General features: G+C 33.8%; 21 protein-coding genes. 18 read left to right on the top strand and 3 right to left on the bottom strand.

Going from position 1 to position 23400, the window contains the following annotated elements; translation table 11 throughout:
• Positions 1-2 precede the first annotated feature (2 nt).
• The 4 genes from Q7C23_RS11980 (at position 3) to Q7C23_RS11965 (ending at position 5151) form a co-directional block, all read left to right on the top strand.
• Positions 3-2204 (top strand): penicillin acylase family protein, encoded by a 2202-nt coding sequence (locus tag Q7C23_RS11980; RefSeq protein WP_375032741.1) that lies wholly within the window; start codon positions 3-5, stop codon positions 2202-2204.
• 98 nt (positions 2205-2302) lie between these two features.
• Positions 2303-3076: a dienelactone hydrolase family protein gene (locus Q7C23_RS11975; protein WP_375032740.1), complete on the top strand. Its 774-nt coding sequence runs from the start codon at positions 2303-2305 to the stop codon at positions 3074-3076.
• A 39-nt stretch (positions 3077-3115) separates the two neighbouring features.
• Positions 3116-4126, top strand: a complete 1011-nt coding sequence (locus Q7C23_RS11970) for a DUF3667 domain-containing protein (protein WP_375032739.1) — start codon at positions 3116-3118, stop codon at positions 4124-4126.
• An 8-nt stretch (positions 4127-4134) separates the two neighbouring features.
• Positions 4135-5151 (top strand): M28 family peptidase, encoded by a 1017-nt coding sequence (locus Q7C23_RS11965; protein ID WP_375032738.1) that lies wholly within the window; start codon positions 4135-4137, stop codon positions 5149-5151.
• A 151-nt stretch (positions 5152-5302) separates the two neighbouring features.
• On the opposite strand, the gene rho is transcribed toward Q7C23_RS11965, so the two are convergent.
• On the bottom strand, positions 5303-7123 hold the full coding sequence (rho, locus tag Q7C23_RS11960) for a transcription termination factor Rho (protein WP_375032737.1): 1821 nt from the start codon (positions 7121-7123) through the stop codon (positions 5303-5305).
• Positions 7124-7306: 183 nt separating this feature from the next.
• On the opposite strand from rho, the gene Q7C23_RS11955 reads away from it, so the two are divergent.
• From Q7C23_RS11955 to Q7C23_RS11945, 3 genes are all read left to right on the top strand, one after another.
• Positions 7307-7726, top strand: coding sequence for a DUF4293 domain-containing protein (locus Q7C23_RS11955; RefSeq protein WP_375032736.1), 420 nt, complete (start codon positions 7307-7309; stop codon positions 7724-7726).
• Positions 7727-7870: 144 nt separating this feature from the next.
• Positions 7871-8092, top strand: coding sequence for a hypothetical protein (locus tag Q7C23_RS11950; protein WP_375032735.1), 222 nt, complete (start codon positions 7871-7873; stop codon positions 8090-8092).
• 309 nt (positions 8093-8401) lie between these two features.
• Complete coding sequence (locus Q7C23_RS11945) at positions 8402-8608, top strand: ATP-binding protein (RefSeq protein ID WP_375032866.1); 207 nt, start codon at positions 8402-8404, stop codon at positions 8606-8608.
• 9 nt (positions 8609-8617) lie between these two features.
• Here Q7C23_RS11945 and Q7C23_RS11940 read toward each other — a convergent pair whose 3' ends face one another.
• Positions 8618-9112: a metallophosphoesterase family protein gene (locus tag Q7C23_RS11940; protein ID WP_375032734.1), complete on the bottom strand. Its 495-nt coding sequence runs from the start codon at positions 9110-9112 to the stop codon at positions 8618-8620.
• A gap of 201 nt (positions 9113-9313) precedes the next feature.
• On the bottom strand, positions 9314-11227 hold the full coding sequence (locus Q7C23_RS11935; protein WP_375032733.1) for an SPFH domain-containing protein: 1914 nt from the start codon (positions 11225-11227) through the stop codon (positions 9314-9316).
• A gap of 366 nt (positions 11228-11593) precedes the next feature.
• Between Q7C23_RS11935 and truA the strand changes: the two genes are divergently transcribed.
• From truA to Q7C23_RS11880, 11 genes are all read left to right on the top strand, one after another.
• The gene (truA, locus tag Q7C23_RS11930; RefSeq protein WP_375032732.1) at positions 11594-12328 is read left to right on the top strand and encodes a tRNA pseudouridine(38-40) synthase TruA; all 735 of its coding nucleotides are present in this window, start codon (positions 11594-11596) and stop codon (positions 12326-12328) included.
• A gap of 69 nt (positions 12329-12397) precedes the next feature.
• Entirely contained in the window at positions 12398-14152 is a 1755-nt protein-coding gene (locus Q7C23_RS11925) for an ABC transporter ATP-binding protein (RefSeq protein WP_375032731.1), read from the top strand.
• Positions 14153-14295: 143 nt separating this feature from the next.
• Positions 14296-14880, top strand: a complete 585-nt coding sequence (locus tag Q7C23_RS11920) for an NUMOD4 domain-containing protein (RefSeq protein ID WP_375032730.1) — start codon at positions 14296-14298, stop codon at positions 14878-14880.
• A 341-nt stretch (positions 14881-15221) separates the two neighbouring features.
• Complete coding sequence (lpdA, locus tag Q7C23_RS11915; protein WP_070907207.1) at positions 15222-16610, top strand: dihydrolipoyl dehydrogenase; 1389 nt, start codon at positions 15222-15224, stop codon at positions 16608-16610.
• A gap of 142 nt (positions 16611-16752) precedes the next feature.
• On the top strand, positions 16753-17652 hold the full coding sequence (locus Q7C23_RS11910) for an arginase family protein (RefSeq protein WP_375032729.1): 900 nt from the start codon (positions 16753-16755) through the stop codon (positions 17650-17652).
• A gap of 119 nt (positions 17653-17771) precedes the next feature.
• The gene (locus tag Q7C23_RS11905) at positions 17772-18434 is read left to right on the top strand and encodes a carbonic anhydrase (protein WP_375032728.1); all 663 of its coding nucleotides are present in this window, start codon (positions 17772-17774) and stop codon (positions 18432-18434) included.
• A 181-nt stretch (positions 18435-18615) separates the two neighbouring features.
• On the top strand, positions 18616-19155 hold the full coding sequence (locus Q7C23_RS11900; protein WP_375032727.1) for a DUF2975 domain-containing protein: 540 nt from the start codon (positions 18616-18618) through the stop codon (positions 19153-19155).
• Between the two features lie 2 nt (positions 19156-19157).
• Positions 19158-19361, top strand: coding sequence for a helix-turn-helix domain-containing protein (locus Q7C23_RS11895; protein WP_375032726.1), 204 nt, complete (start codon positions 19158-19160; stop codon positions 19359-19361).
• Between the two features lie 316 nt (positions 19362-19677).
• Positions 19678-20067, top strand: coding sequence for a DUF1801 domain-containing protein (locus Q7C23_RS11890; protein ID WP_375032725.1), 390 nt, complete (start codon positions 19678-19680; stop codon positions 20065-20067).
• 71 nt (positions 20068-20138) lie between these two features.
• The gene (locus Q7C23_RS11885) at positions 20139-22562 is read left to right on the top strand and encodes a hypothetical protein (RefSeq protein WP_375032724.1); all 2424 of its coding nucleotides are present in this window, start codon (positions 20139-20141) and stop codon (positions 22560-22562) included.
• A 155-nt stretch (positions 22563-22717) separates the two neighbouring features.
• On the top strand, positions 22718-23398 hold the full coding sequence (locus Q7C23_RS11880; RefSeq protein ID WP_375032723.1) for a DUF4919 domain-containing protein: 681 nt from the start codon (positions 22718-22720) through the stop codon (positions 23396-23398).
• Positions 23399-23400: the final 2 nt, after the last annotated feature.

Here is a 23400-nt window from a genome sequence, read left to right as displayed (position 1 = left end):
GCATGTTCAATTATTCCAAAATAATAAAACTTACTTTTTTAAGTGGCTGCATCAGTTTTCAGATTTCGGCACAAAAAATCAATTCAAAAGAAATCAACCGATTAGAAAAACTAGCACAACAAACGACTATAATTCGAGACAATTGGGGCATTCCACACATTTATGGAAAAACCGATGCTGATGCTGTTTTTGGTTTGCTTTACGCACAATGCGAAGACGATTTCAAGAGAATCGAAATGAATTATATTGAAAAATTGGGGCGTCTTTCAGAAATTAAAGGGCAAGCTGTTTTATATAATGATTTAGAGATTAAACTTTTGATTGATGTTGAGGAAGCCAAAGCTGATTATAAAAAAGCACCATCCTGGCTCAAAAAACTATTGAACAGTTATGCTGATGCGATCAACTTTTACCTCTATAAACATCCCGAAGTAAAACCGGCACTTTTAACTCATTTTGAACCTTGGTTTCCACTACTTTGGACAGACGGAAGTATTGGCGCTATTAGCACTGCAGATCTTTCTACGGCCGAACTACAAGCTTTTTATTCTGGAAATAATGATAAAGTGGCTTATGTAGAAAGAGAGAAATATGTTCAGACTGGTTCAAATGGTTTCGCCTTTGCACCATCAAAAACAGCCCATGGAAATGCTATTTTATACATTAATCCACACACCACTTTTTACTTCAGACCAGAAGTTCAGATTACCAGCGAAGAAGGCCTGAATGTTTACGGAGCAGTAACCTGGGGACAATTCTTCATCTATCAGGGATTCAATGAAAATTGTGGTTGGATGCATACCTCTTCAAACGTAGATGTTGCGGATATGTATGCGGAAAAAATCACCAATAAAAACGGTAAACTATTTTATGAATTCGACAAAAAGCTTTTGCCTGTTATCGAAAAAGAAATCACGATTAATTATACTGAAAACGGAAAATTAATTCCGAAGAAATTCAAAACTTATTCCACTAATAATGGTCCGATTATGACTAAACGCGATGGGAAATGGATCAGTTTAAAATCGAATAATCGTTCGATGAAGAGTCTGATTCAGAGTTGGGTAAGAACAAAATCTAAAAATTTTGATGATTATAAAAAGGCAATGGATTTAAAAGCCAACACCTCCAACAATACGGTCTATGCAGATAGTAAAGGAAATATTGCCTATTGGCACGGTAATTTTATTCCGATAAGAGATAAGAATCTGAATTGGTCAAAGGTTATTGACGGTTCCATTTCATCAACACAATGGAAAGGTCTACATAAAGTTGACGAAACCGTTCACTTATACAATCCGACAAACGGCTGGCTTCAAAATTGCAATTCTACACCCTATTCTGTTGCAGGAGAAAATAGTCCGAAAGAAGAAAATTATGTGCCGTATATGGCTCCGGACGGTGAGAATTTTAGAGGAAAAAATGCGGTTCGAATTTTCAGTAAAGGGGATAATTATACTTTAGACAAAGTAATAGCAGATGGTTATGATTCGAAATTATCCATTTTTGAAATTTTGATTCCGGGTCTGGTGAATGTTTTTAAAAAAAATATAAAAACAGATTATCCTGATTATAATGAATTATCAGAAGCAATTTCGATTTTAAAAAACTGGGATTATTATGCCAATGAAAACTCGGTGGCTACTACTTTAGCTGTCGAATGGGCTTATAAATTAGATCCAATCATTCAAAAAGCTTATATAGATGAAGGCGAATTAGATCAAGTTGAGAATACCCAATATTTTGCTAAAAATGCTACAGCTGATCAGCTCATTCCACAATTACAAGCTGTCATTAAAGAATTAAAATCTAATTGGGGAAAGTGGCAGGTAACTTGGGGAGAAATCAATCGTTTTCAACGTTCAAGCGGCGCTATCGATTTAAAATATAATGATGATAAACCTAGTTTACCAATTGGTTTTGGCCCAGGATCCTGGGGGAGTTTGCCTTCGTTCAAAAGCAATTATCAAAACGGTTCTAAAAAACGTTATGGTTATAACGGAAATAGTTTTGTCTGCGCCGTAGAATTTGGGCCAAAAATAAAAGCCAAGTCATTATTGGCGGGAGGAAACAGCGGTAATGAAAATTCAAAACATTTTACAGACCAAACTGAAATGTATCAAAAAGGGCAATTTAAAGACATCTTATTTTATAAAGAAGACGTTGTTAAAAATGCCGAAAAAATCTATCACCCCGGTGAATAATCAAATTTAAACATATCTGTTAAATAACCTTGGAAGAAATAGCTTTCGAGGTTTTTTTGTAACATAATATTTCTGATATTTGTTAAAAATTGTAAGAAATGAAAAATTTAATCGCACTTATTTTTGCAACCCTAATCTTTTCGGGCAACATGAACGCACAATTAAAACCAGTAAAATACGCTGACGGCGATCAAAAATTAAATGGCTTATCCATAAAAGCTGCTAAAAAAAGCAGTAACAATCCAGGGATTTTACTTTTACCGGCCTGGCTCGGAATTGACACTGCCTCAAAAGGAATTGCAGAGAATCTATCAAAAATAGGCTATACTGTTTTTATTGCTGATATTTATGGAGAAGGAAATTACCCAAAAAATACTGCGGAAGCAGGAAAACAAGCTGGTTTCTATAAAACGAATTACGAAGCTTATCAAAAAAGAATCAATCTTGCGTTACAGGAATTAATCAAGTCCGGAGCAAATGCAGATAATATTGTCGTTATTGGATATTGTTTTGGAGGGACTGGAGTTTTGGAAGCTGCACGTGGTCATTTGAATGTAAAAGGAGTAGCTTCATTTCACGGAGGTTTAGGCAAAGATGCTGCGCGACCTGCAACACCAATTACTGCTAAAGTTCTAGTTTGTCACGGTGCTGATGATCCTTTTGTTTCTAAAGAAGAAGTTGCCGCTTTTCAACAGGAAATGCGCGATTCAAAAGCCGATTGGCAAATGATTTATTATGCAGATTCTGTTCACTCTTTCACTAATCCTGAAGCAGGAAATGACAATTCTAAAGGAGCCGCCTACAATGCTGTAGCTGCTAAGCGATCATTTGAACATTTGCAATTGTTTCTTGATGAAGTACTGAAAAAATAAAAACCATAACTAAACCAATCAAAATCCACAAATTAACCAATGTCACATAGTCCGATTAGAAAAGATAAAACCTGTCTTAATTGCAGGCACGTTGTCGAGCAAAAGTTTTGCCCAAACTGCGGTCAGGAAAACACAGATTCACGAAAAACATTTCATCATTTATTTATTCATTTTTTTGAAGATTTAACGCATTATGAAAATGCATTTTGGAAGACCATTAAAAATCTTCTTTTTAAACCTGCCACTTTAACTAAAGAATATTTGTCGGGAAAAAGATTATCCTATCTGGCCCCTGTACGTCTCTATATTTTTATCAGTTTCATCACCTTCCTTTTGATTGCCATGTTCCCTAACAAGGTAACTGAGAATCTTACCAAAGGTGAAAATGAAATTAGTTCAAATTTTGAAAAATCCAGCAAAGATAAAACTGAAAATTTGAACGATAAAAACTACCTTGAATCAAAAACAATGAAACAAGTCAATAAAAATTACTTTCAATTAAAAACAATGAAAGAAATTGACTCTATTCAAAAGTATGGAAAAGAGAGCGAAAAACTTTCTGAATTTTCATATTGGATTTACGAAAAAGCTGTGCATGTTACTGAACATAATACAAAAAAGGAAATTATCGAAAAATTCATCGAGTCTTTTATTCATAATATCCCCAAAATTCTGTTCATTATAATGCCTTTCTTTGCCTTCTTTTTATGGATTTTTCATAGCAAAAAGAAATGGTACTATTTTGATCACGGTATTTTCACCTTACATTATTTCTCCTTTTTACTTTTAATATTTCTCCTTTTATTTATAATCACAAGAATAATTGGCTTTTTTGGAGAAAACGGTCCGCTTACTTTCGTTGGTAATATTATTAATTTCGTTGGAATTGTCTGGATGTCTTATTATTTTTATCCGGCACATCATCGTTTTTATGGCGAAACCAGAATAGTTTCATTTGTTAAAAGTTTTATCTTATTTTTTATAAACTTCTTTTTTATCCTATTTTTACTCACTTTTTATGTGCTATATATATTTATCAACTTACACTAAACTAATCAATGAAAAAAATTGCAATTTTATTACTAATTGCTTCAGCATTTTCATGTAAAAATGTACAGTCTGTTGCTTCTAAAGACAACTCAGACCCAACCAAATACATGAATGCGATTAAAGCAAAGGACTTAAAAAAAATGCTTTATGTTATTGCTTCTGATGAAATGGAAGGCCGCGAAACAGGTTCGAAAGGACAAAAGAAAGCCGGACTTTACATGATTGAGCAATACAAAAAAAATAAGGTCTCGTTCCCAAAAGGTGCTACAGATTATTACCAACACATTCCTGCTGCATTTTTAAATGCAAAACGAAATCAAAATTTACCGGACTCTGAAAATATCTGGGCCTATATTGAAGGCTCTGAAAAACCAGATGAAGTTCTGGTAATTTCAGCGCATTACGATCATATTGGAATTAAAAATGGAGAAATCTACAATGGAGCTGATGATGATGGTTCCGGAACAGTTGCAGTAATAGAAATGGCAAAAGCATTTGCAAAAGCAAAAAAAGAAGGACATGGACCAAAACGTTCTATCTTGTTTCTACATGTAACTGGCGAAGAACATGGTTTACACGGTTCGCGTTACTATTCTGAAAACCCTTTGTTTCCAATTGCAAACACTATTAGCGACATCAACATTGACATGATTGGACGTCGTGATATTGAACATGCTAAAAGCAACAATTATGTTTATGTAATTGGTGCCGACAGACTTTCATCGGATTTACATAATGCAGTTGTAGCCGAAAACAACAAATACACCAAATTAGATTTAGATTTTAAATTTAACGACCCTAAAGATCCAAACCATTTTTATGAGCGTTCTGACCATTATAACTTCGCAAAACACGGTATTCCTGCCGTTTTCTTCTTCAATGGAGTTCACGAAGATTACCACGGTAAAGGTGACGAGCCGGAAAAAATTGAATACGACGCTTTAACAAAAAGAACACAATTGGCATTTGTTGTAGCCTGGGATTTAGCCAATAGAGAAAATAGACCGGTAGTTGATAAAAAATAAGTTGCTGGGATTCTGAGATACCAAGCTTCTAAGTTTTAGAAAAACAAAAAGGGATGAGTTTTGAAACTCATCCCTTTTTTTATATCATTTAGTTTAATCTCAAAGAAAAAGCCTTAGTATCTTAGAATCTTAGCAACTTAGAACCTTCCTCTTAGTCATTCATAGAAATCAAAAACTCTTCGTTATTTCTGGTTTTCTTGAAACGATCGTTTACAAAATCCATAGATTCTACCGGGTTCATATCAGATAGATATTTTCGCATAATCCACATTCTTTGTAATGTTTTTTCGTCTAGCAACAAATCGTCACGACGTGTACTTGAAGACGTAAGATCGATCGCAGGGAAAATACGTTTGTTGGCAATTTTACGATCCAATTGAAGTTCCATGTTACCGGTTCCTTTAAATTCTTCAAAGATAACCTCATCCATTTTAGAACCTGTTTCAGTCAATGCTGTCGCGATGATACTTAATGATCCACCGTTTTCAACATTTCTTGCTGCTCCAAAGAAACGTTTTGGTTTTTGTAATGCATTTGCATCAACACCTCCACTTAATACTTTTCCAGAAGCTGGCTGAACTGTGTTGTAAGCTCTTGCCAAACGTGTGATCGAATCTAATAAGATTACAACATCATGCCCGCATTCTACTAAACGTTTTGCTTTTTCTAAAACAATATTAGCAATTTTTACGTGCTCTTGCGGCTCTCTGTCAAAAGTTGAAGCAATAACTTCTCCACGAACACTTCTTTGCATATCTGTAACCTCTTCAGGACGCTCATCAATCAAAAGAACGATTAGGTAAACTTCAGGATGGTTAGCTGCAATCGCATTTGCAATATCTTTTAATAACATTGTTTTACCGGTTTTCGGTTGCGCGACTATCATACCACGCTGACCTTTTCCTATTGGAGAAAATAAATCGATAATACGGGTTGAAATAGAACTTCCTTTTTCAGCTAATTTAAACTTTTCAGAAGGAAAAACTGGAGTCAGGTGTTCAAAAGAAACTCTATCACGAACTACCTGCGGATCGTGACCATTAATTTTTAGTACACGAACTAAAGGAAAAAACTTCTCGCCTTCTTTTGGAGGACGAACCACTCCTTTTACAGTATCTCCGGTTTTAAGACCAAATAATCTGATTTGTGAAGTTGATAAATAAATATCATCCGGAGAGGCTAAATAATTATAATCAGATGAACGTAAGAAACCATAACCATCAGGCATCATTTCAAGAACACCTTCACTTTCGATAATTCCGTCAAATTCAAAATCTGAATCTCTGAAATTATTTTTTTTATTTTTATGATTTGGATTTTGGTTTCCGTTATTCCCGTTCCCGTTCCCATTTTGGTTTGGATTCTGATTTGGGTTCGGATTTTGATTTTTATTCTGATTTGGATTGATCTTTTTTATCGGAGCAGTTCCTTCAACTTTTTCCGCAACTGACGCTTGAGATATAGCTTCTGTTTCAATTTCTGTATCAGTTTGTTCAGAAGCAACTTCTTTTTCCTTTTGTAAAGCGACCTTTTTCTCGTAAGCTGATTTATTAAATTTTACGATTTTTGGTCCTTTTTTCTCTACTGGTGCAGATTCTGCAGTTTCCTGAACTTTTGGAGCCGGCTGAATTTTTGCATTTGGTTTTGAAATTTTAGGTGTTACGACCTTTTCAGGTGTCTCCTCTATCTTTTCAGCTGTTTCCTCTACCTTATCAAACTCTAGAACAGGAGCACTTTTATTAGGTGCAACTTTTTTAGTCGGAACAATTCTTGCTCTTTTAGGTTTATCATCTTCTATTTCTGCCTGAGGCGCAACATTGACAGGCGGCTTTTCAGTCGCTTCCTGATGTGCTAAAATCTGACTGATTAAAGCCTCTTTTTTAACGCCATTAAACTTTATAGTTTTAGCTAACTTAGCTATTTCTTGAAGCTCAGAAAGCTTCATTTCTTTTAATGCAGAAATATCAAACATGAATATTCTATGAATTTAATTATTTTAAAGGAAATACTGTAAAAAGAATAGGTAGATAATTGTTTTCAATTGACCGCAGTATGAAGTGCTTACGGTATTATGATGCAATAATACGAATAAAATTTAATCATACAATAGTATTTTAAAAAAAGAAAATATATTTTTGTAAAACAATTTTAGACCATGATACAAAGAATTCAAACTGTTTATTTACTTCTTACCTTTGTTGTAACAGGGGTTTTAATGTTTTTTATTCCGCTTTGGACATTAAACACTGGAAAAGCATTCTATTTTATGCAGGACCAGTTTTACACCATTCTATTAGGTCTAAGTACAATGCTTACTATTGTTAGTATTATTTCATTCAAAAAAAGACAAAATCAGTTTGTGATGAACAGACTGAACATAATATTAAATTTAATTTTATTAGGATTATTTGTATATCGCTCTCTAAATTTATCTGGAGAGACAGCAGTAAATGCTGTTTCAGTGAAAGGTATTGGGATGTTTCTACCGATTGTTGCTATCGTGTTATTAGTTTTAGCTAATAAGGCCATCAAGAAGGATGAAGATCTCGTAAAATCTGTAGACCGTTTGAGGTAAACCTATAAACTTAATTTTTTTGTGCGAAGAGAACCCGAATTATATTCGGGTTTTTTTGTGGCTTAAAATGACATACTATTGCTTTATTGAGACAATACAGCAGATACCTTCTTTCTAATTTTGCTTTTTCATTTTCCAAAAACAATGATAACAAACAAAATAAGAATTCATCTTGCCGATGACCATCAGGCTCTTATCGATGGTCTTACCAATTTATTACAAACTGTTCCAAATTTTGAAGTTGTCGGAAATTCATTGAGTGGCACTACTTTCTATAATGATGTTCTTCAAAATAATGCTGATAAATTGCTTCTTTTTTACATGACAACGTCAACTCACTTTTATCATCAGCAGGATTGCATTTGAATGTCTTCACTCCCCAAAACAATATTAATTCGGAAGAAATTCAGAAAACAAAAGCAATTCTGGCAGAAGTCCATGATCTTTTGCGTGACATATCTCACGATCTTGTTCCCGCTCTCTTAGTTCTTTTTGGACTCCTTTATGCCCTCGAAGATTTATGCGAAAGAAATTCTAATTCGAATATTGTTTTTGAATTTCCAAGTACAATTCCGACAGAAAAAGATATGTTGAAAAATTCCAAATGAAGCTTTATTTTATTGTTTCTGAGCTTTTCAGTAATATTATAAAACATAGCGAAGCAAAAAAACTACAATTTCTTTAATCGAAAAAAACTATCAATTAGTTATTTTAATTCATGATAATGGAAAAGGCTTTACAACTAAAAAAGCAAAAGATGCAGAAGGTTTCGGCCTTAACAGAATCAGAGCCCGGATTAAAAAATTCAAAGGAAGTTTTACTATAGATTCAAAACCCAATGAAGGAACAAAGATTAGAATTAAAATTCCGCTTCCCCATTAAGTGAAAAGATTATTTTTTCCCTATTTCAATAATCTCCAAGTCTTTAATTTTATCATCTTCAATCACAAAACGTAGCATGGTTCGCATTTGATGAAATCCGCTTTTCCCACATGCACCGGGATTCATATGTAGCAAATTGTTCTTTTTATCAAACATTACTTTTAAAATGTGCGAATGTCCACAAATAAATAATTTAGGAGGATTCAACGTCAATTCTTCTCTAATCGCCGGATTATATTTTCCCGGATAACCTCCAATATGCGTAATCCAAACTGAAACATTCTCACATAAAAAGCGATTGTGCAACGGAAATTCCAATCGCGCTTGTGACCCATCAATATTACCATAAACGCAACGCAAGGGTTTTAGCTTTTTTATTGTATCGGTAACATGCAAATCTCCAATATCTCCGGCATGCCAAACTTCATCGGCCTGAGCCACATATTTTAAAATAGTCTCGTCAATATGACTGTGAGTATCGGAAAGGAGAAGGATTTTTGTCAATGTAAAGAGGCTAAGATTCTAAGCTGCTAAGGTACTGAGATTTTTTTTAAAGTGGCTATCCCGAAGCTTCGGGACTAAGTTTTTTTTATAAAAAATCCGATTTGCTTTCACAAATCGGATTTTTAAACTTGATGCTAGATATGCTACGTTTCATGTTTCATGTTTCACATTTTACATTTTACATCTTACTATAAACAATTATTAATTCTTAGAATTTTTACCATCTTTCGAATCTTTTGTATCCATCATTTCCATTAGTTTTAATCCTAACAAACCGCTGATTGAACCATCAGATCCGCCATTTCCGGAAATTAATACATCTGGAATTACTTTGATATTTCCTTTACCAATTTCCTCGGTAACTTTATATCTTGTAAAGTTGTCTCCACCCATTGCGCTTACTTGCAATTGATACGATTCTGCAGTTGACTTACCAATTGCCATGATTTTTTCTGCTTCAGCCAAACCTGTTTTCGAGATTCTTTCTGCTTCTGCGCTTGCATTCAATTTGGTTGCTTCAGCCTGTGCTCCTGCTCTTGCTTTTGTTGCTTCGGCTTCTGCATTAGCACGCATTTTTGTAGCTTCTGCTTCAGCATTTACATTCAGTTTTAAACTGGTTGCGTCTCCTTCTGCTTTTTTAACCGTTGCATCAGCCGTTCTTTGCGCAATTTCAACACTTTGCGAAGCTCGAACAATTTCTTTTTGCATATCCGCAATCGCAGTTTCTTTCTCCATTCCCTGACGCTGCTCTTGGGCCATTCTTTGGGTTTGATATGTTTTTTGTTCTTCTTCAGCCAATTTTCTATCCGTTAGTGTTTTCATCAATGAATCTGGCGGAACGATATCTCCAATCAAAGTATCAACTGCATTTACATTATATTCGTCAAGAACTAATTTAATATGATTTTTAGCCGATTCCTGACGCTCTTTTCTTGTTGTTAAGAAAGAAATCACATCGCTGTCCTGAGCTGAGTTCCTAAAATAGTTACCAATTGTAGGCTCTAAAACCTGGGAAACCAGGTTGTTCATACTACCAAAACGTGCAATTACTTTGGGTGCTTCAGCGGCAGGAACGTGAATAATCTGCGCCACATCTAAATTAAATGGGAAACCATCTTTTGAACGCACGGTAATCGTAGAAAGGTTTTTATCCAAATCATGTGATTCACTTCTTGCATTGGCCCAGTTCAAAACCAAGTTCGTTGTCGGAACGGCTTCTAATTTTGTTGTGTATTTATTCAATGCATATTTTCCCGGACCAAGAGGCTCCATCCAAACACCGCGTTGTCCTTTTGAAACAATATTTCCGTGTTTAAAGGTATCACCGGTAACATCCTGACCATCTTCTCCTATATAAGAAATCACAACTCCAACATACCCTATTGGAACATCCGTCATCGGATTTTGTTCAATCAGGATTCCCCACGTATTAATATAGTAAGATCCGGCTAACATAACCTGAGGCTGCAAACCACGATTTCCACCATGTTCTAAGAACTTGTCAAAATCTTGAAAGTTGTTATGATTATCAACAAACTTACCCGCAATTTGTCCCTGCGGAATTGGTTCTCCGTCCAAAGCGGTTACAATACCAATCATGTTCTCATAAATCTTGATTTGATCCGCAATAACGATTTCGAATAAAAACGTATTAATACGATACGAACCTGTTGTAATAAAAGCAGTCTGACGTCCTTTTTGTCCGCCGTTATTCAGGAACGAAGTCGCATCTTGAAAATTGTCGCTTTCTACTTTTCGGGCAAGAATTCGTCCAGTTGGAATCTCTTTTCCGTCTTTACTTAAAACCAACCCAATTTTCCCTTCCGGGATAATTGTAAATCCGGTCATATCGATTGAATATTGCCAGATCCACATTCCCCAGTACAAACCCGGGGCAAGTGTTTGTGCCTGATAACCAGCTTCTCCTTTTGTCGCAATAATACGACCATCAGGAAGCGACCTATCCGCTCCAAACAAAACGAATTTTTTGGTCACAAGACCAATTTTATCCTCCGGAACCATTACCATTCCAAAGAAAACGCGCAAAATAAATTTGTAAAAAATAATGGAGAATAAGATTAAAAGAATCCACCAATAAGAAGTAATTTCATTCATAATTTTTGATATTTAGACTACAAACATAGGAGAAATATTTCCTGTTAAAATAAAATATTTTCAAAATTAACGTTTGGCTATTTTCATCAAAAAAAATTAAAAAAAGCTTCAATTAAATCGTTGGAATTGTCAATTTCTGACACGATTTTTTGTTGTGTAAACTATGATTGGTATTTTGGGTTTTAACAGTTCTTTCGAGTTTCTGAGTTGCTAAGATTTTAAGCTGCTAAGTATTTTTGAAATCGTTAAACACAAAACTAAAAAAAGTGAATGTTTTAAAAAATCTTAGAGTCTTAGCAACTTAGAATCTTAGCATCTTCAAAAAAACCTTTGTACCTTTGCAGCTCAGAACCTCTGCACCTTAAAATGAGATATTTTATTCAATTTGCTTATAACGGAACACATTACCATGGCTGGCAATTTCAGCCGAATGCTTCTTCTGTTCAGGAAACTTTAAACAAAGCACTTTCAGTTTTATTGAATGCTCCTATAAATGTTATGGGCGCCGGGCGAACGGATACCGGAGTTCATGCTGAGGAAATGTACGGTCATTTTGATTTTGAAAGACCTCTTGATATTCCGAATTTGATACATAAACTGAATTCTTATTTACCAAAAGACATTGCCATTTTTGACATTATTTTAGTTCATGACGATGCTCATTGCCGATTTGACGCAACCAAAAGAACGTATGAATATCATATCAACACTGTTAAAAATCCGTTTTTGGAGGAATTGAGTTGGTATTTTAATCAAAAATTAGATGTAGCTTTGATGAATGAAGCGGCAAAAACTTTACTGAATCATACCGATTTTCAATGTTTTTCAAAAGTGAATACCGATGTCAACACATTTGATTGCACGATTTTTGAGGCTCAGTGGAAACAAGAAAAAAGTAAATTAATTTTTACGATTTCTGCGAATCGTTTTTTAAGAAATATGGTTCGTTCTATCGTTGGAACTTTGGTAAATATTGGATTGCATAAAATTTCTTTGGAAGATTTTGAAAACATTATCGCCAGTAAAAGCAGAGAAAAAGCTGGTTTTTCGGCACCGGCACACGGATTATATTTAACCGAAATTAAATACGATTATTTATAGCAATAAGCTATAGGCCTTAAGCTATAAGCCTATTGCCTAAAGCCTACAGCTTAAAGCATAGAAAAATAAATGAAAGCAAAAGCATTCGATACCGGATTATTCAAACGAATTTTAACCTATACAAAGCCTTACAAATGGCGCTATTACGGCGTTATTATTTTTGCAGTCTCACTTTCGATTTTTGCAGCACTTCGCCCCTATTTATTAAAACAAACGGTCGACGGCTATATTAAGACGCATGATAAACACGGTTTATTGATGTACATTATATTGATGGGAATTGTGCTATTGATGGAAGTTTTCTCTCAATTTTACTTTGTTTACTGGGCCAACTGGCTTGGTCAGGACATTGTAAAAGATATTCGTACTAAACTTTTCAAACACATTTTGAGTTTCAGAATGAAATATTTTGATTTGGTTCCGGTTGGACAATTGGTAACCAGATCAGTATCAGATATTGAATCGATTGCCCGTATTTTCAGCCAGGGATTGTTTATGATTATCAGTGACATGATGAAAATGCTGGTGGTCTTGATTTTCATGTTTTATATGAACTGGAAACTGACATGGATTGTAATCGTCGCCATGCCAATTCTGGTTTATATTACCCGAATTTTTCAGCGTAAAATGCAGGTTGCTTTTGAGGAAGTTCGTACGCAGATTGCCAATATGAATTCATTCGTACAAGAACGCGTTACGGGAATGAAAATCGTTCAGCTTTTTAACCGCGAGAAAATTGAAGCAGAAAACTTTAAAGAAATCAACAACAAGCATCGTGTTGCGTGGATCAAAACGATTCTATACAACTCGATATTCTTCCCTATTGCCGATATTATTTCGTCTATAACTTTAGGATTAGTTGTTGTTTATGGCGGATTTAAAATTTTGAATGGCGATCATTTTACAACTTTTGGAGATTTATTCTCTTACACGATGTTCATTGGAATGTTGTTTAATCCCTTGCGTCAGATTGCGGATAAATTTAATGAGATGCAATTAGGAATGATTGCTGCCAATCGCGTTTTTGACATCATCGATACGCAAGATCATATTCAGGATACCGGAACGATTGAAGCTCCTATTTTTAATGGAAGCATTGAATTTAAAGACGTACATTTTAGTTATATTCCGGAAGAAGAGGTAATTAAAGGAATTGATTTATCTGTAGATGCCGGACAAACAGTCGCGATTGTAGGTTCGACTGGAGCCGGTAAATCCACTATTATTAATTTACTGAATCGTTTTTACGAAATTAATAGTGGAACTATCTTTATCGACGGACATAACATCGAAAACTATACTTTGGCTTCTTTAAGAAAACAAATTGCCGTGGTTTTACAGGATGTGTTTTTATTTGCTGATACCATTTACAACAATATCACTTTACAAAATCCTGAAATTACACGTGAACAAGTTTTGGATGCTGCCAAAAAAATCGGCGTTCACGATTTCATTATGAGTTTGCCTGATAATTATGATTTTGATGTAAAAGAACGTGGTGTAATGCTTTCGTCCGGACAACGCCAATTGATTGCTTTTTTACGTTCGTATGTAAGTAATCCAAGTATTTTGATTTTAGATGAAGCCACTTCGTCTATTGACACTTATTCAGAAGAATTGATTCAGCGTGCTACCGAAACAATTACCAAAGGAAGAACTTCTATTATCATTGCACATCGATTGGCGACAATTGTAAATGCCGATAAAATTGTTGTAATGGACAAAGGTTTAATTGTTGAACAAGGTACACATCAGCAATTATTGAATAAGGCAGAAGGCTATTACAAAAATTTATACGATTCACAATTTTCAGTTGCGAACTAGATTTTGAAATGCTAAAAAAGTTCTTAAAAAAGTTAAATTAGCGTTATAGGAATCATAAATGTAATATTGTGTGGAAATTATATAACTTTTTTAACTTTTGGTTTTTTTATCTTTGAGATAATAGAAATCAAATGTAAAAGAAAATGCCACAAAACAGATTTTACCCAAACGAACAATTCAAAGAACTAGAAATAAACGCTTCATTACAATTACGTTACGCCATCTCAAACAGAGGTCGTCTTATAAGCTTTACTGACGAAATTGAAAATGGCCGTCTCCTAAAGGGCGGTTTGAGCGATGGTTATCCTACCTTCAGATTTAAAGTTAAAAAAGACGATAAAATTGTCAACAAATACCTGTTTTTATACAAATTAGTTGCCCAATATTTCCTTCTAAAAGATTCTGAAGAGCAAACTTATGTTTTGCATCTGGACTACAACCGCAGCAATGACGATGTAAGTAATTTACGCTGGGCAACAAAAGCCGAAATGATGGCGCACAGCCGTAAAAGCCCACGCGTGATTCAGGCGAAAAAGAATCTTATCGAACACAATTTAAAAGCGGACGGAAGAAAATTAACCACAACTAAAGTCATGCTGATCAAGAAAATTTTGGCAAGACCGGAACAAAAAACTCGTCTGAAAATGATCGCCAAACAATTCGGTGTAAGCGAAATGCAGATTAGACGAATCGCCAGCGGAGAAAACTGGGGACACGTTAAAGTATAATTATTAATGGTGAATGGTTAATTATTAATTATCCGTCACCTTTATCGAAGTCGAAGCTTTTCAGTACGAAAGGACTTCGACTTTGTTTATTTTGGCAAACACTATAATTTTCAGATTTATCACCACAATTCCAATTTCCAATTCATAATTCACAATTTACAATTAACAATTACATAAGTTTCTGTGAAAAGATCAAAATCAGTGTTGCTAAAAATAAATTTTAAAGTGTTTTTTAAAATAAATCCTTAAATTCGCAATCACAAATAACAAAAGAAGAATCGAAGAGTGAGTTTCGGAATTATAAATCTCATTTTCGGTTATAAATACTAAAAACCAAAAAAATGAAATACGACGTTATTGTTTTAGGAAGTGGTCCTGGCGGATATGTAACAGCGATTAGAGCTTCACAATTAGGCTTTAAAGTAGCTGTAGTTGAAAAAGAAAACCTTGGTGGTGTATGTTTGAACTGGGGATGTATCCCAACTAAAGCATTATTAAAATCAGCTCAGGTTTTTGATTACTTAAAACACGCTTCAGACTACGGATTAAAAGTTTCTGAATTCGATAAAGATTTCCCTGCAGTTGTACAACGTAGCCGTGGTGTTGCTGAAGGAATGAGCAAAGGAGTTCAGTTCTTAATGAAAAAAAACAAAATTGACGTTATTGAAGGTTTTGGAAAACTAAAACCAGGTAAAAAACTTGACGTTACAGATAAAGATAATAAAGTTACTGAATACAGTGCTGACCATATCATTATTGCCACTGGAGCTCGCTCTCGTGAGTTACCAAACTTACCTCAGGATGGAGTAAAAGTTATTGGATACCGTCAGGCAATGACATTACCAACTCAGCCAAAATCTATGATTATTGTAGGTTCTGGAGCTATTGGAGTTGAATTTGCTCACTTTTACAACTCAATGGGAACGGAAGTTACTATTGTAGAATTTATGCCAAACGTTGTTCCTGTAGAAGACGAAGATATCTCAAAACAATTTGAGCGTTCTTTGAAAAAAGCCGGAATTAAAGTAATGACTAACTCATCTGTAGAACGTATTGATACAACTGGTGCAGGAGTAAAAGCTTTTGTTAAAACTGCAAAAGGAGAAGAAGTTCTTGAGGCTGATATTGTACTTTCTGCTGTTGGAATCAAAACAAACATTGAAAACATCGGTTTAGAAGAAGTTGGAATTGCAGTTGACAGAGATAAAATCTTAGTAAACGCTTACAACGCAACTAACATTCCTGGTTACTACGCTATTGGAGACGTTACTCCAGGACAAGCTTTGGCTCACGTAGCTTCTGCTGAAGGAATCAACTGTGTAGAAAAAATTGCTGGTTTACACGTAGACCCAATCGATTACGGAAACGTTCCTGGTTGTACTTACGCAACTCCTGAAATCGCTTCTGTTGGTTTAACTGAAAAACAAGCTAAAGAAAAAGGATACGAATTAAAAATTGGTAAATTCCCTTTCTCAGCTTCAGGAAAAGCTAAAGCTGCCGGAACTCCAGATGGATTCGTAAAAGTAATCTTTGATGCAAAATACGGAGAATGGTTAGGATGCCACATGATTGGTGCTGGTGTTACAGATATGATTGCTGAGGCAGTTGTAGCTCGTAAACTAGAAACTACAGGTCATGAAATCTTAAAATCTATCCACCCTCACCCAACAATGAGTGAGGCTGTTATGGAAGCTGTTGCTGATGCATACGGCGAAGTAATTCACTTGTAATACAAACCGTTTTACGGTTACATATAATTTTCAATTTAAAAATCCGATTTGTGAAAGCAAGTCGGATTTTTTGTTTTGTATTTAATCCTTCATCAAAAACAAACCTATTTATTTTTATAACTTTACAATAAATAAAATTGTTATGAAAGAAGTATACATCGTTGAATTTCCATCAAATCTGGGCTTAAAAGAACCTCAACCCGGAAAAGAACCCAGCGTAAAAAAATTACCAGACTGGCTATGGAAAAACAATTTGCATAAATTCATTCCACATAAAGATATTATACGGCTTGATCCTCCAAAATATTCCCATAGTAAGGATAATCAAACCCAAATTCTCAATGCAAATTCTTTAGTTGAATATGCGCGCGAACAAGCCTATTTAATAAATAATTTATTGACTCAAAATAAATTCCCTTTTATATTGGGCGGTGATTGCAGTATTCTATTAGGATCAGCAATTGCCTTAAAACAAAAAGGAAATTACGGTTTATTCTATCTTGACGGCCATACCGATTTTATGGATGTTTCTTTATCTGAAACGGGAGGAGTTGGTGGAATGGCAGCGTCAATCGTGACCGGAAACGGACACGAAAAATTAACTAATATCCTTAATTTATCTCCTTATATAAAAGAAGAGAATCTTTGGTGCGTGGGCAATCGTGAATACGATGACGAATACGAAAATGAAATTCGAAATTCGACTGCGACTTATTTAAGTCTTGGGATGTTGCGAAAACAAGGCATAAAAAATTGTGTCAATTCTTTTCTTTCAGAAATTCAAAATAAGAACCTGGATGGCTTTTGGCTTCATATAGATGTAGATGTTTTAGATGATGCTGTAATGCCATGTGTTGACAGTCGAACACCAGATGGACTTAGTTATAGTGAATTTAATGAACTGACCTCCTATTTATTTCAAAGCGAAAAACTAAGCGGACTAGAAATTACCATTTTAGATCCTGATTTAGATGTAAACGGACATTACACAAAAGAATTTGTAGCCAATATTTCAGCCACTTTCAACTCATTCAAAAAATAGATTTAAATGATAGTATAAAAACTTCTTGTGGTGAATTTTAAAGAGAAAGCAAAATAATTTTACGCGGTTCAATAAATAACAAAGAAGTAATATTTAAAACATAAATTAAAATTCACAAAATGAAAACAAGAATCGTAATACTTGCTTTAATCGCTTTTTCTGCAATTAGCTGTAAAAAACACACTGTTCCACAAGAAATTAAAACTTTAAATTCGGTGGAACAATTAACCAGTGGCAATGACAGATTTCTAAATGGAAAATCAATTCATCCCCGTCAAAACAAGAAAACAGTTTTAAAGAACCAAGACGGTCAAAAACCTTTTGCGGTTGTGATTACCTGTTCAGATAGCCGTGTTTCACCTGAAATTGTTTTCGATCAGGGAATTGGCGACTTATTTGTAATTAGAAACGCAGGAAATTTAATTTCGGATATTGATATGGGAAGTATTGAATACGCCGTAGAACATTTAGATACCAAATTAATTGTTGTTTTAGGTCACACCGAATGCGGTGCAATAAAAGCGTACATCAATGACAAAGATGGCTCGTATAAAAAGCATTTTAATCACATCGATAATATTGTAGAAATCATTTCACAGGAAAAAGAAGAAATTGATGCCGACAAAGCAACCCCAAAAGCTACTAATTATCTAGGGGCGATTAATGCTAATATTGAGCATTCTGTAAAATTAATTCAGGACAATCCAATTGTAAAAGAGCATCAGGTAAAAATCGTTTCTATGCGATATGATGTACATACAGGAAAAGTAGTTGAGTTATAATTAAACTCAAACAAACATCAAAATCCGATTTGTGAAAACAGATCGGATTTTTTTTGAATAAAATGGCAGTAGAGTTAGAATAACATCCGTTTAAAATATTTCTCTCTTAAAAATAAAAATTTACTGATAAACAATAAATTTTTATCTATATTTGCTATATATTTATTTAAAATCAAAAATCATGTCAAAAAAATCAACTTACATTTTGAAACTGCTGAATGTCGTTTCTTGGATTGTTTTTATTGGACTTTGTATAAAAGCGGGTTCACTATTGTGCTCTTACGGAGTAAGCATGTTTATCAATGAGGTCGGAGCAAAAAACCTGTCATTGGGTTTAGATTTGTCCCAATTAAAAGCTTATGACGTTGTAGATTACTCCATTATGGTTTTCTGCATTACAACAATTACTATATTCGAAGCATTGCTGTTTTATGCCGTTATTCAAATTTTCTTAAAAATTAATTACGTTAGTCCATTTCATGAAACAATTGGAAAATTGATCCAGAAAATGAGCGGTTTCTCTCTATTAATTGGTATTTTCAGTAACATAACGGTTTCTTATTCCGGAAAATTCACCGCTATGGGAATGAACCTGTCACACTTAACGGAACATATTGGACATGGTGATGCCTTTTTATTTTTTGCCGGAATCTTATACTTCATCTCACAGCTTTTTGCAAAAGGAATTGAATTACAAAAAGAAAACGAATTAACAATCTAACTATGCCAATAATAGTAAACTTAGATGTGATGATGGCCAAAAGAAAAATGTCATTAAACGAACTTTCAGAAAAAGTAGATCTAACCCTTTCTAACCTTTCGATCCTAAAAACCGGTAAGGCTAAAGCCGTACGTTTTAGTACTCTCGAAGCAATTTGTAAGGTCTTAGAATGCCAGCCAGGCGACCTACTAGAATTTGCAGAATAAAAGTACAGCAAATATCTTTTTCAGAACAAAATCCGATTTGTGAAAGCAAGTCGGATTTTTTATTTGGGCGTGCCACCATCGATAAGAGGGCAAAATTACTTTGAGCCTATACGTCCTCTTATCGTGATGCTGTCGGGCTATCCATGCTACTTCAAAAGCCTGCTCCTATCCCTCACGCAGTCCGGTTTTCATAAGAACTTATTTTTTCTTAATTTTTAGCAATAAAAAAAAAGATTAATTTAGCTCATAGCAGTAATTTCAGCATTGAGTAAAGAAAAGTAAATTAACCAAATTGTAAAACTTAAAAGTTGTCAAGATGAATGCAGCCGTACAAGATTATAACAATTTACAAAGTGATTCAGACAAAGAAATTTGTAATCAACTTGCCGTAATAATTAATGAACATCTGTTAGATGCAGAAAACAAAATATGGCATGCCCACCCTGTTTGGTTTTTAGACGGAAATCCGATTGTTGGTTATAGTAAATTAAAAAATAATGTTCGTTTACTCTTTTGGAGCGGGCAATCTTTTGACGAAGAAAAACTTTCAAACGAGGGCTCTTTTAAAGCAGCTGAATTTCGCTATACTTCATCGGAACAAATCAATAAAGACGATTTAAAACGCTGGCTCAATAAAGCAAGAGAAATACAATGGGATTATAAAAACATCGTCAGGCGAAAAGGAGTTTTGTTACGATTAAAATAATATTTTGAAATAACTACAACTTTAATATAATAATTCCAAAAATTAAGAACCGCTTCAGTGGCCACTAAAAAATGAAGGTTTTATTTTTGAAAACACCTTTTATGAGTAACTCTTTTTCATCGAAATCTACGAATACGATACAGATAAAACTACACTTTCTGATAGCATCAATTTTACTACTTTCTTGCAGTTTTTCATTTTCACAAGAAAACACAAGAATAAAAAATCCTTCAGAAAAAACAAACACAGACACTTTAACAAAAACAACATTTGAAGAAACTGTAATTCTTCCATTGCAAAAAAACCAATTGTATTTTGAAAAAGTATTTCTTCATCTTAATAAAACGTCTTATTTCGCCGACGATATTATTTGGTTCAAAGCGTATGTAAGTGACATAAAAAACAAGCCATCAAATCAAACAAGCCGTCTTCATGTTTCTCTTTTGAATGCCGACGGCAAAACAATTCAAAACCAAAATATTTTTATAAATAAAGGTATTGGGAAAGGACAGTTTGTATTGAATGATACTTTAAAAAATGGTACTTACTACCTATTGGCTTCTACAAATTACATGAGAAATTTTGGAGTGGACCATAACTTTTTTCAGGAAATCAATATTATAAACAAACTTGTATCAAAAGAAAGTAAGGAAAAAAACAATTATGACGTTCAACTTTTTCCGGAAGGTGGCTATTTATTAGAAGGAACTCAGAACGTAATCGGAGTAAAATCATTACTAAATGGTAAGGGACATGATTTTTCGGGTAAAATTATTAATCAAAGAAATCAAGAAATTGCAAGTTTTAAAAGTGAGCATTCGGGAATGTCAAAATGCCATTTTTTCTATGAACTAAACGAAAACTATACAGCTATAATTAAAACGAATGACACGCTGCTTAAAGTTAATCTTCCCGTTGCTCAAAAAAACGGTATACTCCCGAATATTGACAACAGCAATTCGGACATTTTAAAATTAATCATTAAAACTAACCACAGTCCGACATCCAAAAGCAATTACAAAATCTTATTTCACCAACGTAATCAAATTATTGATTATGTCGAGATTCCCACTTTAGAAACTCAAAACACTATTTTCGAATTCGACAAAAAAAACTTCTTCGAAGGCGTTAACACAATTACGTTATTCAAAGATAATCAACCCATTGCAGAGCGTAAATTTTATAATGAAGACAGAGGAAAAACAGTAAGCCTTGCCGTAGAAAAAAATAATTTAGAAAATGATTCTATCTTTTATAAAATTAAGATAGACAAAAGTTTACAGGCCAATTTAAGTGTATCAGTACTGCCCATAAATGCCGCCAATTACGCTGAAACTGTTACTATCAAAAGTGCTTTTTTATTATCACCATTCATAAAAGGACACATTGAAAATCCAGCTTATTATTTTAATATAGAAAACCAAAAAAGAAGTGAACATCTTGATTTACTACTACTCACCCAAGGATGGACCCAGTTTTCTGTGAAAGAAATGATAACAGATTTAAATCCTCCTTACCAATATGATTTTGAGACTGGATTTAAAATAAAAGGAAATGTTTTTCCTAAACCAACTAATCAGCTAGCCTTAATGACAAAAGACAATGTGATCATTGACAAAATATTTCTAAACGACAAAAAAGATTTCAGCTTTAATAATCTCTTAATTTACAAAGGAGATCATATGAAAATTTCATTTATAAAAAATCAAAATGAGGCTATTAAGCCCGAAAATCTTCATTTGGATTCTGTTCAATCATCTCCTTTTTTTAATTTCAATATAGAAAAAAGTAAAACAACAGATTCAGTCTTAAATTCTGATTTGTGGACTGAACTACATACTTCAGGTTCAATAAAACTCAATGAAATAAGTATTACCTCAAAAAACAAAACGTATACGGAACGAAAAAAAATTATTCGAAAATATAAACCGTTAGTTTTTGACATTGGAAAATATTACAATTTACCAATAGCAGATCATTTTAAAAATAAAGATTTAATGTACTTTTTGAATTTTGACCAGGATACTAAATTGGTAAAATGGAATGGCATTGAAACCCACTTAGAGACCGGTATAAATAAGGAAGCTCTTTTGTATATTGACGGAAAACATATTACTTCAAGCGAGCTTTCAAGTGTTTCATTACAAATAAATGAAATAGATAATATTTTAGTTCAGCCTATTCGGGGCAATAAAATTTTTCAGGTTTTCACTTCAGAAAATTACCAAAAAGACATTATAGAACTTTTTGCAGAATATCTTGTGACCGACGGATTTGATCGAGAAAAAAAATACTATACTCCAATCTACGATTTCGACGAAAATAAATATTCTAATTGGCTTGAAATTGACTGGAAACCAGATTTAGTAATCAAAAATGACGGCGAAACTTTCATTAAAATTAAACAAAATAAACAATTACAAGGTTATCTTTTTTCAGTTCAAGGCTATACACAAGACGGCTCTTTGATCTCAGAAATCATAACAATTAAGTAAAATAAATTAGCTAGTTTCTTTTGCTTTTAATTGGCTAAAAATAAAACGCTTATCATAATTCAAATCTTTTACTGTTCTATTTTTCTTATAATAGAAAACATGAGTACTAATTTGTACTTTAGTTTTACCAAAAACCACAAACTAAATCATAACCTATGATCAGAAAAATTTTCATCTTAGTCATATTATTTATGGGAGTACATGCTTTCTCTCAGGAACCTGCTTTTAAAATTCCAGATTATAAAGCGATCGAAAAAGAAATTAAAGACAAAAACTCTTCTTACTATTATCCGAAATTAATGGAAAGACTAGTGAAAAATGATACGCTTTTAACCACTGAGGATTATCAGCATTTATATCTTGGCTATGTTTTTCAACCAAAATACAATGCGTTCTGGAGGTCTCCGGATGAAAAAAAACTTCGTGAATTTTATAGCAAAGAGCAGCTCGACACCAAGGATTATGATGAAATCATCAAGTTAGCCAATCATTCCCTAAGTGATTTCCCTTTTGATTTAAAGCAGTTAAATTTTCTAAGTTACATCTATCACTTAAAAGGAGATGAAGAAGCTGCTAAAATGGCCTCGTTAAAATTCCACAGCATTCTAAATGCTATTTTTTCGACAGGAGACGGAAAACAGTGCGAAACCGGGTTTCATGTTATACTTGTTGAACATGAATATGTAATGCTTAATGTTTTTGAAATCGAAAGTAAATCCCAGGCTTTAGTTGGTAATTGCGATTATCTAAGTTTCGAAAAAGGGAAATACAAAGTGGATGGTATTTACTTTAATATCGAAAAGATGTTGGAGAACGAATCTAAGGCTTTGAAGTAGAA

Source organism: Flavobacterium sp. LAR06, assembly GCF_041946075.1.
In the GTDB taxonomy this organism is placed as follows: domain Bacteria; phylum Bacteroidota; class Bacteroidia; order Flavobacteriales; family Flavobacteriaceae; genus Flavobacterium.
Note: the sequence above shows the minus strand (reverse complement) of the source record. Positions and strands in the feature narration are given on the sequence as shown.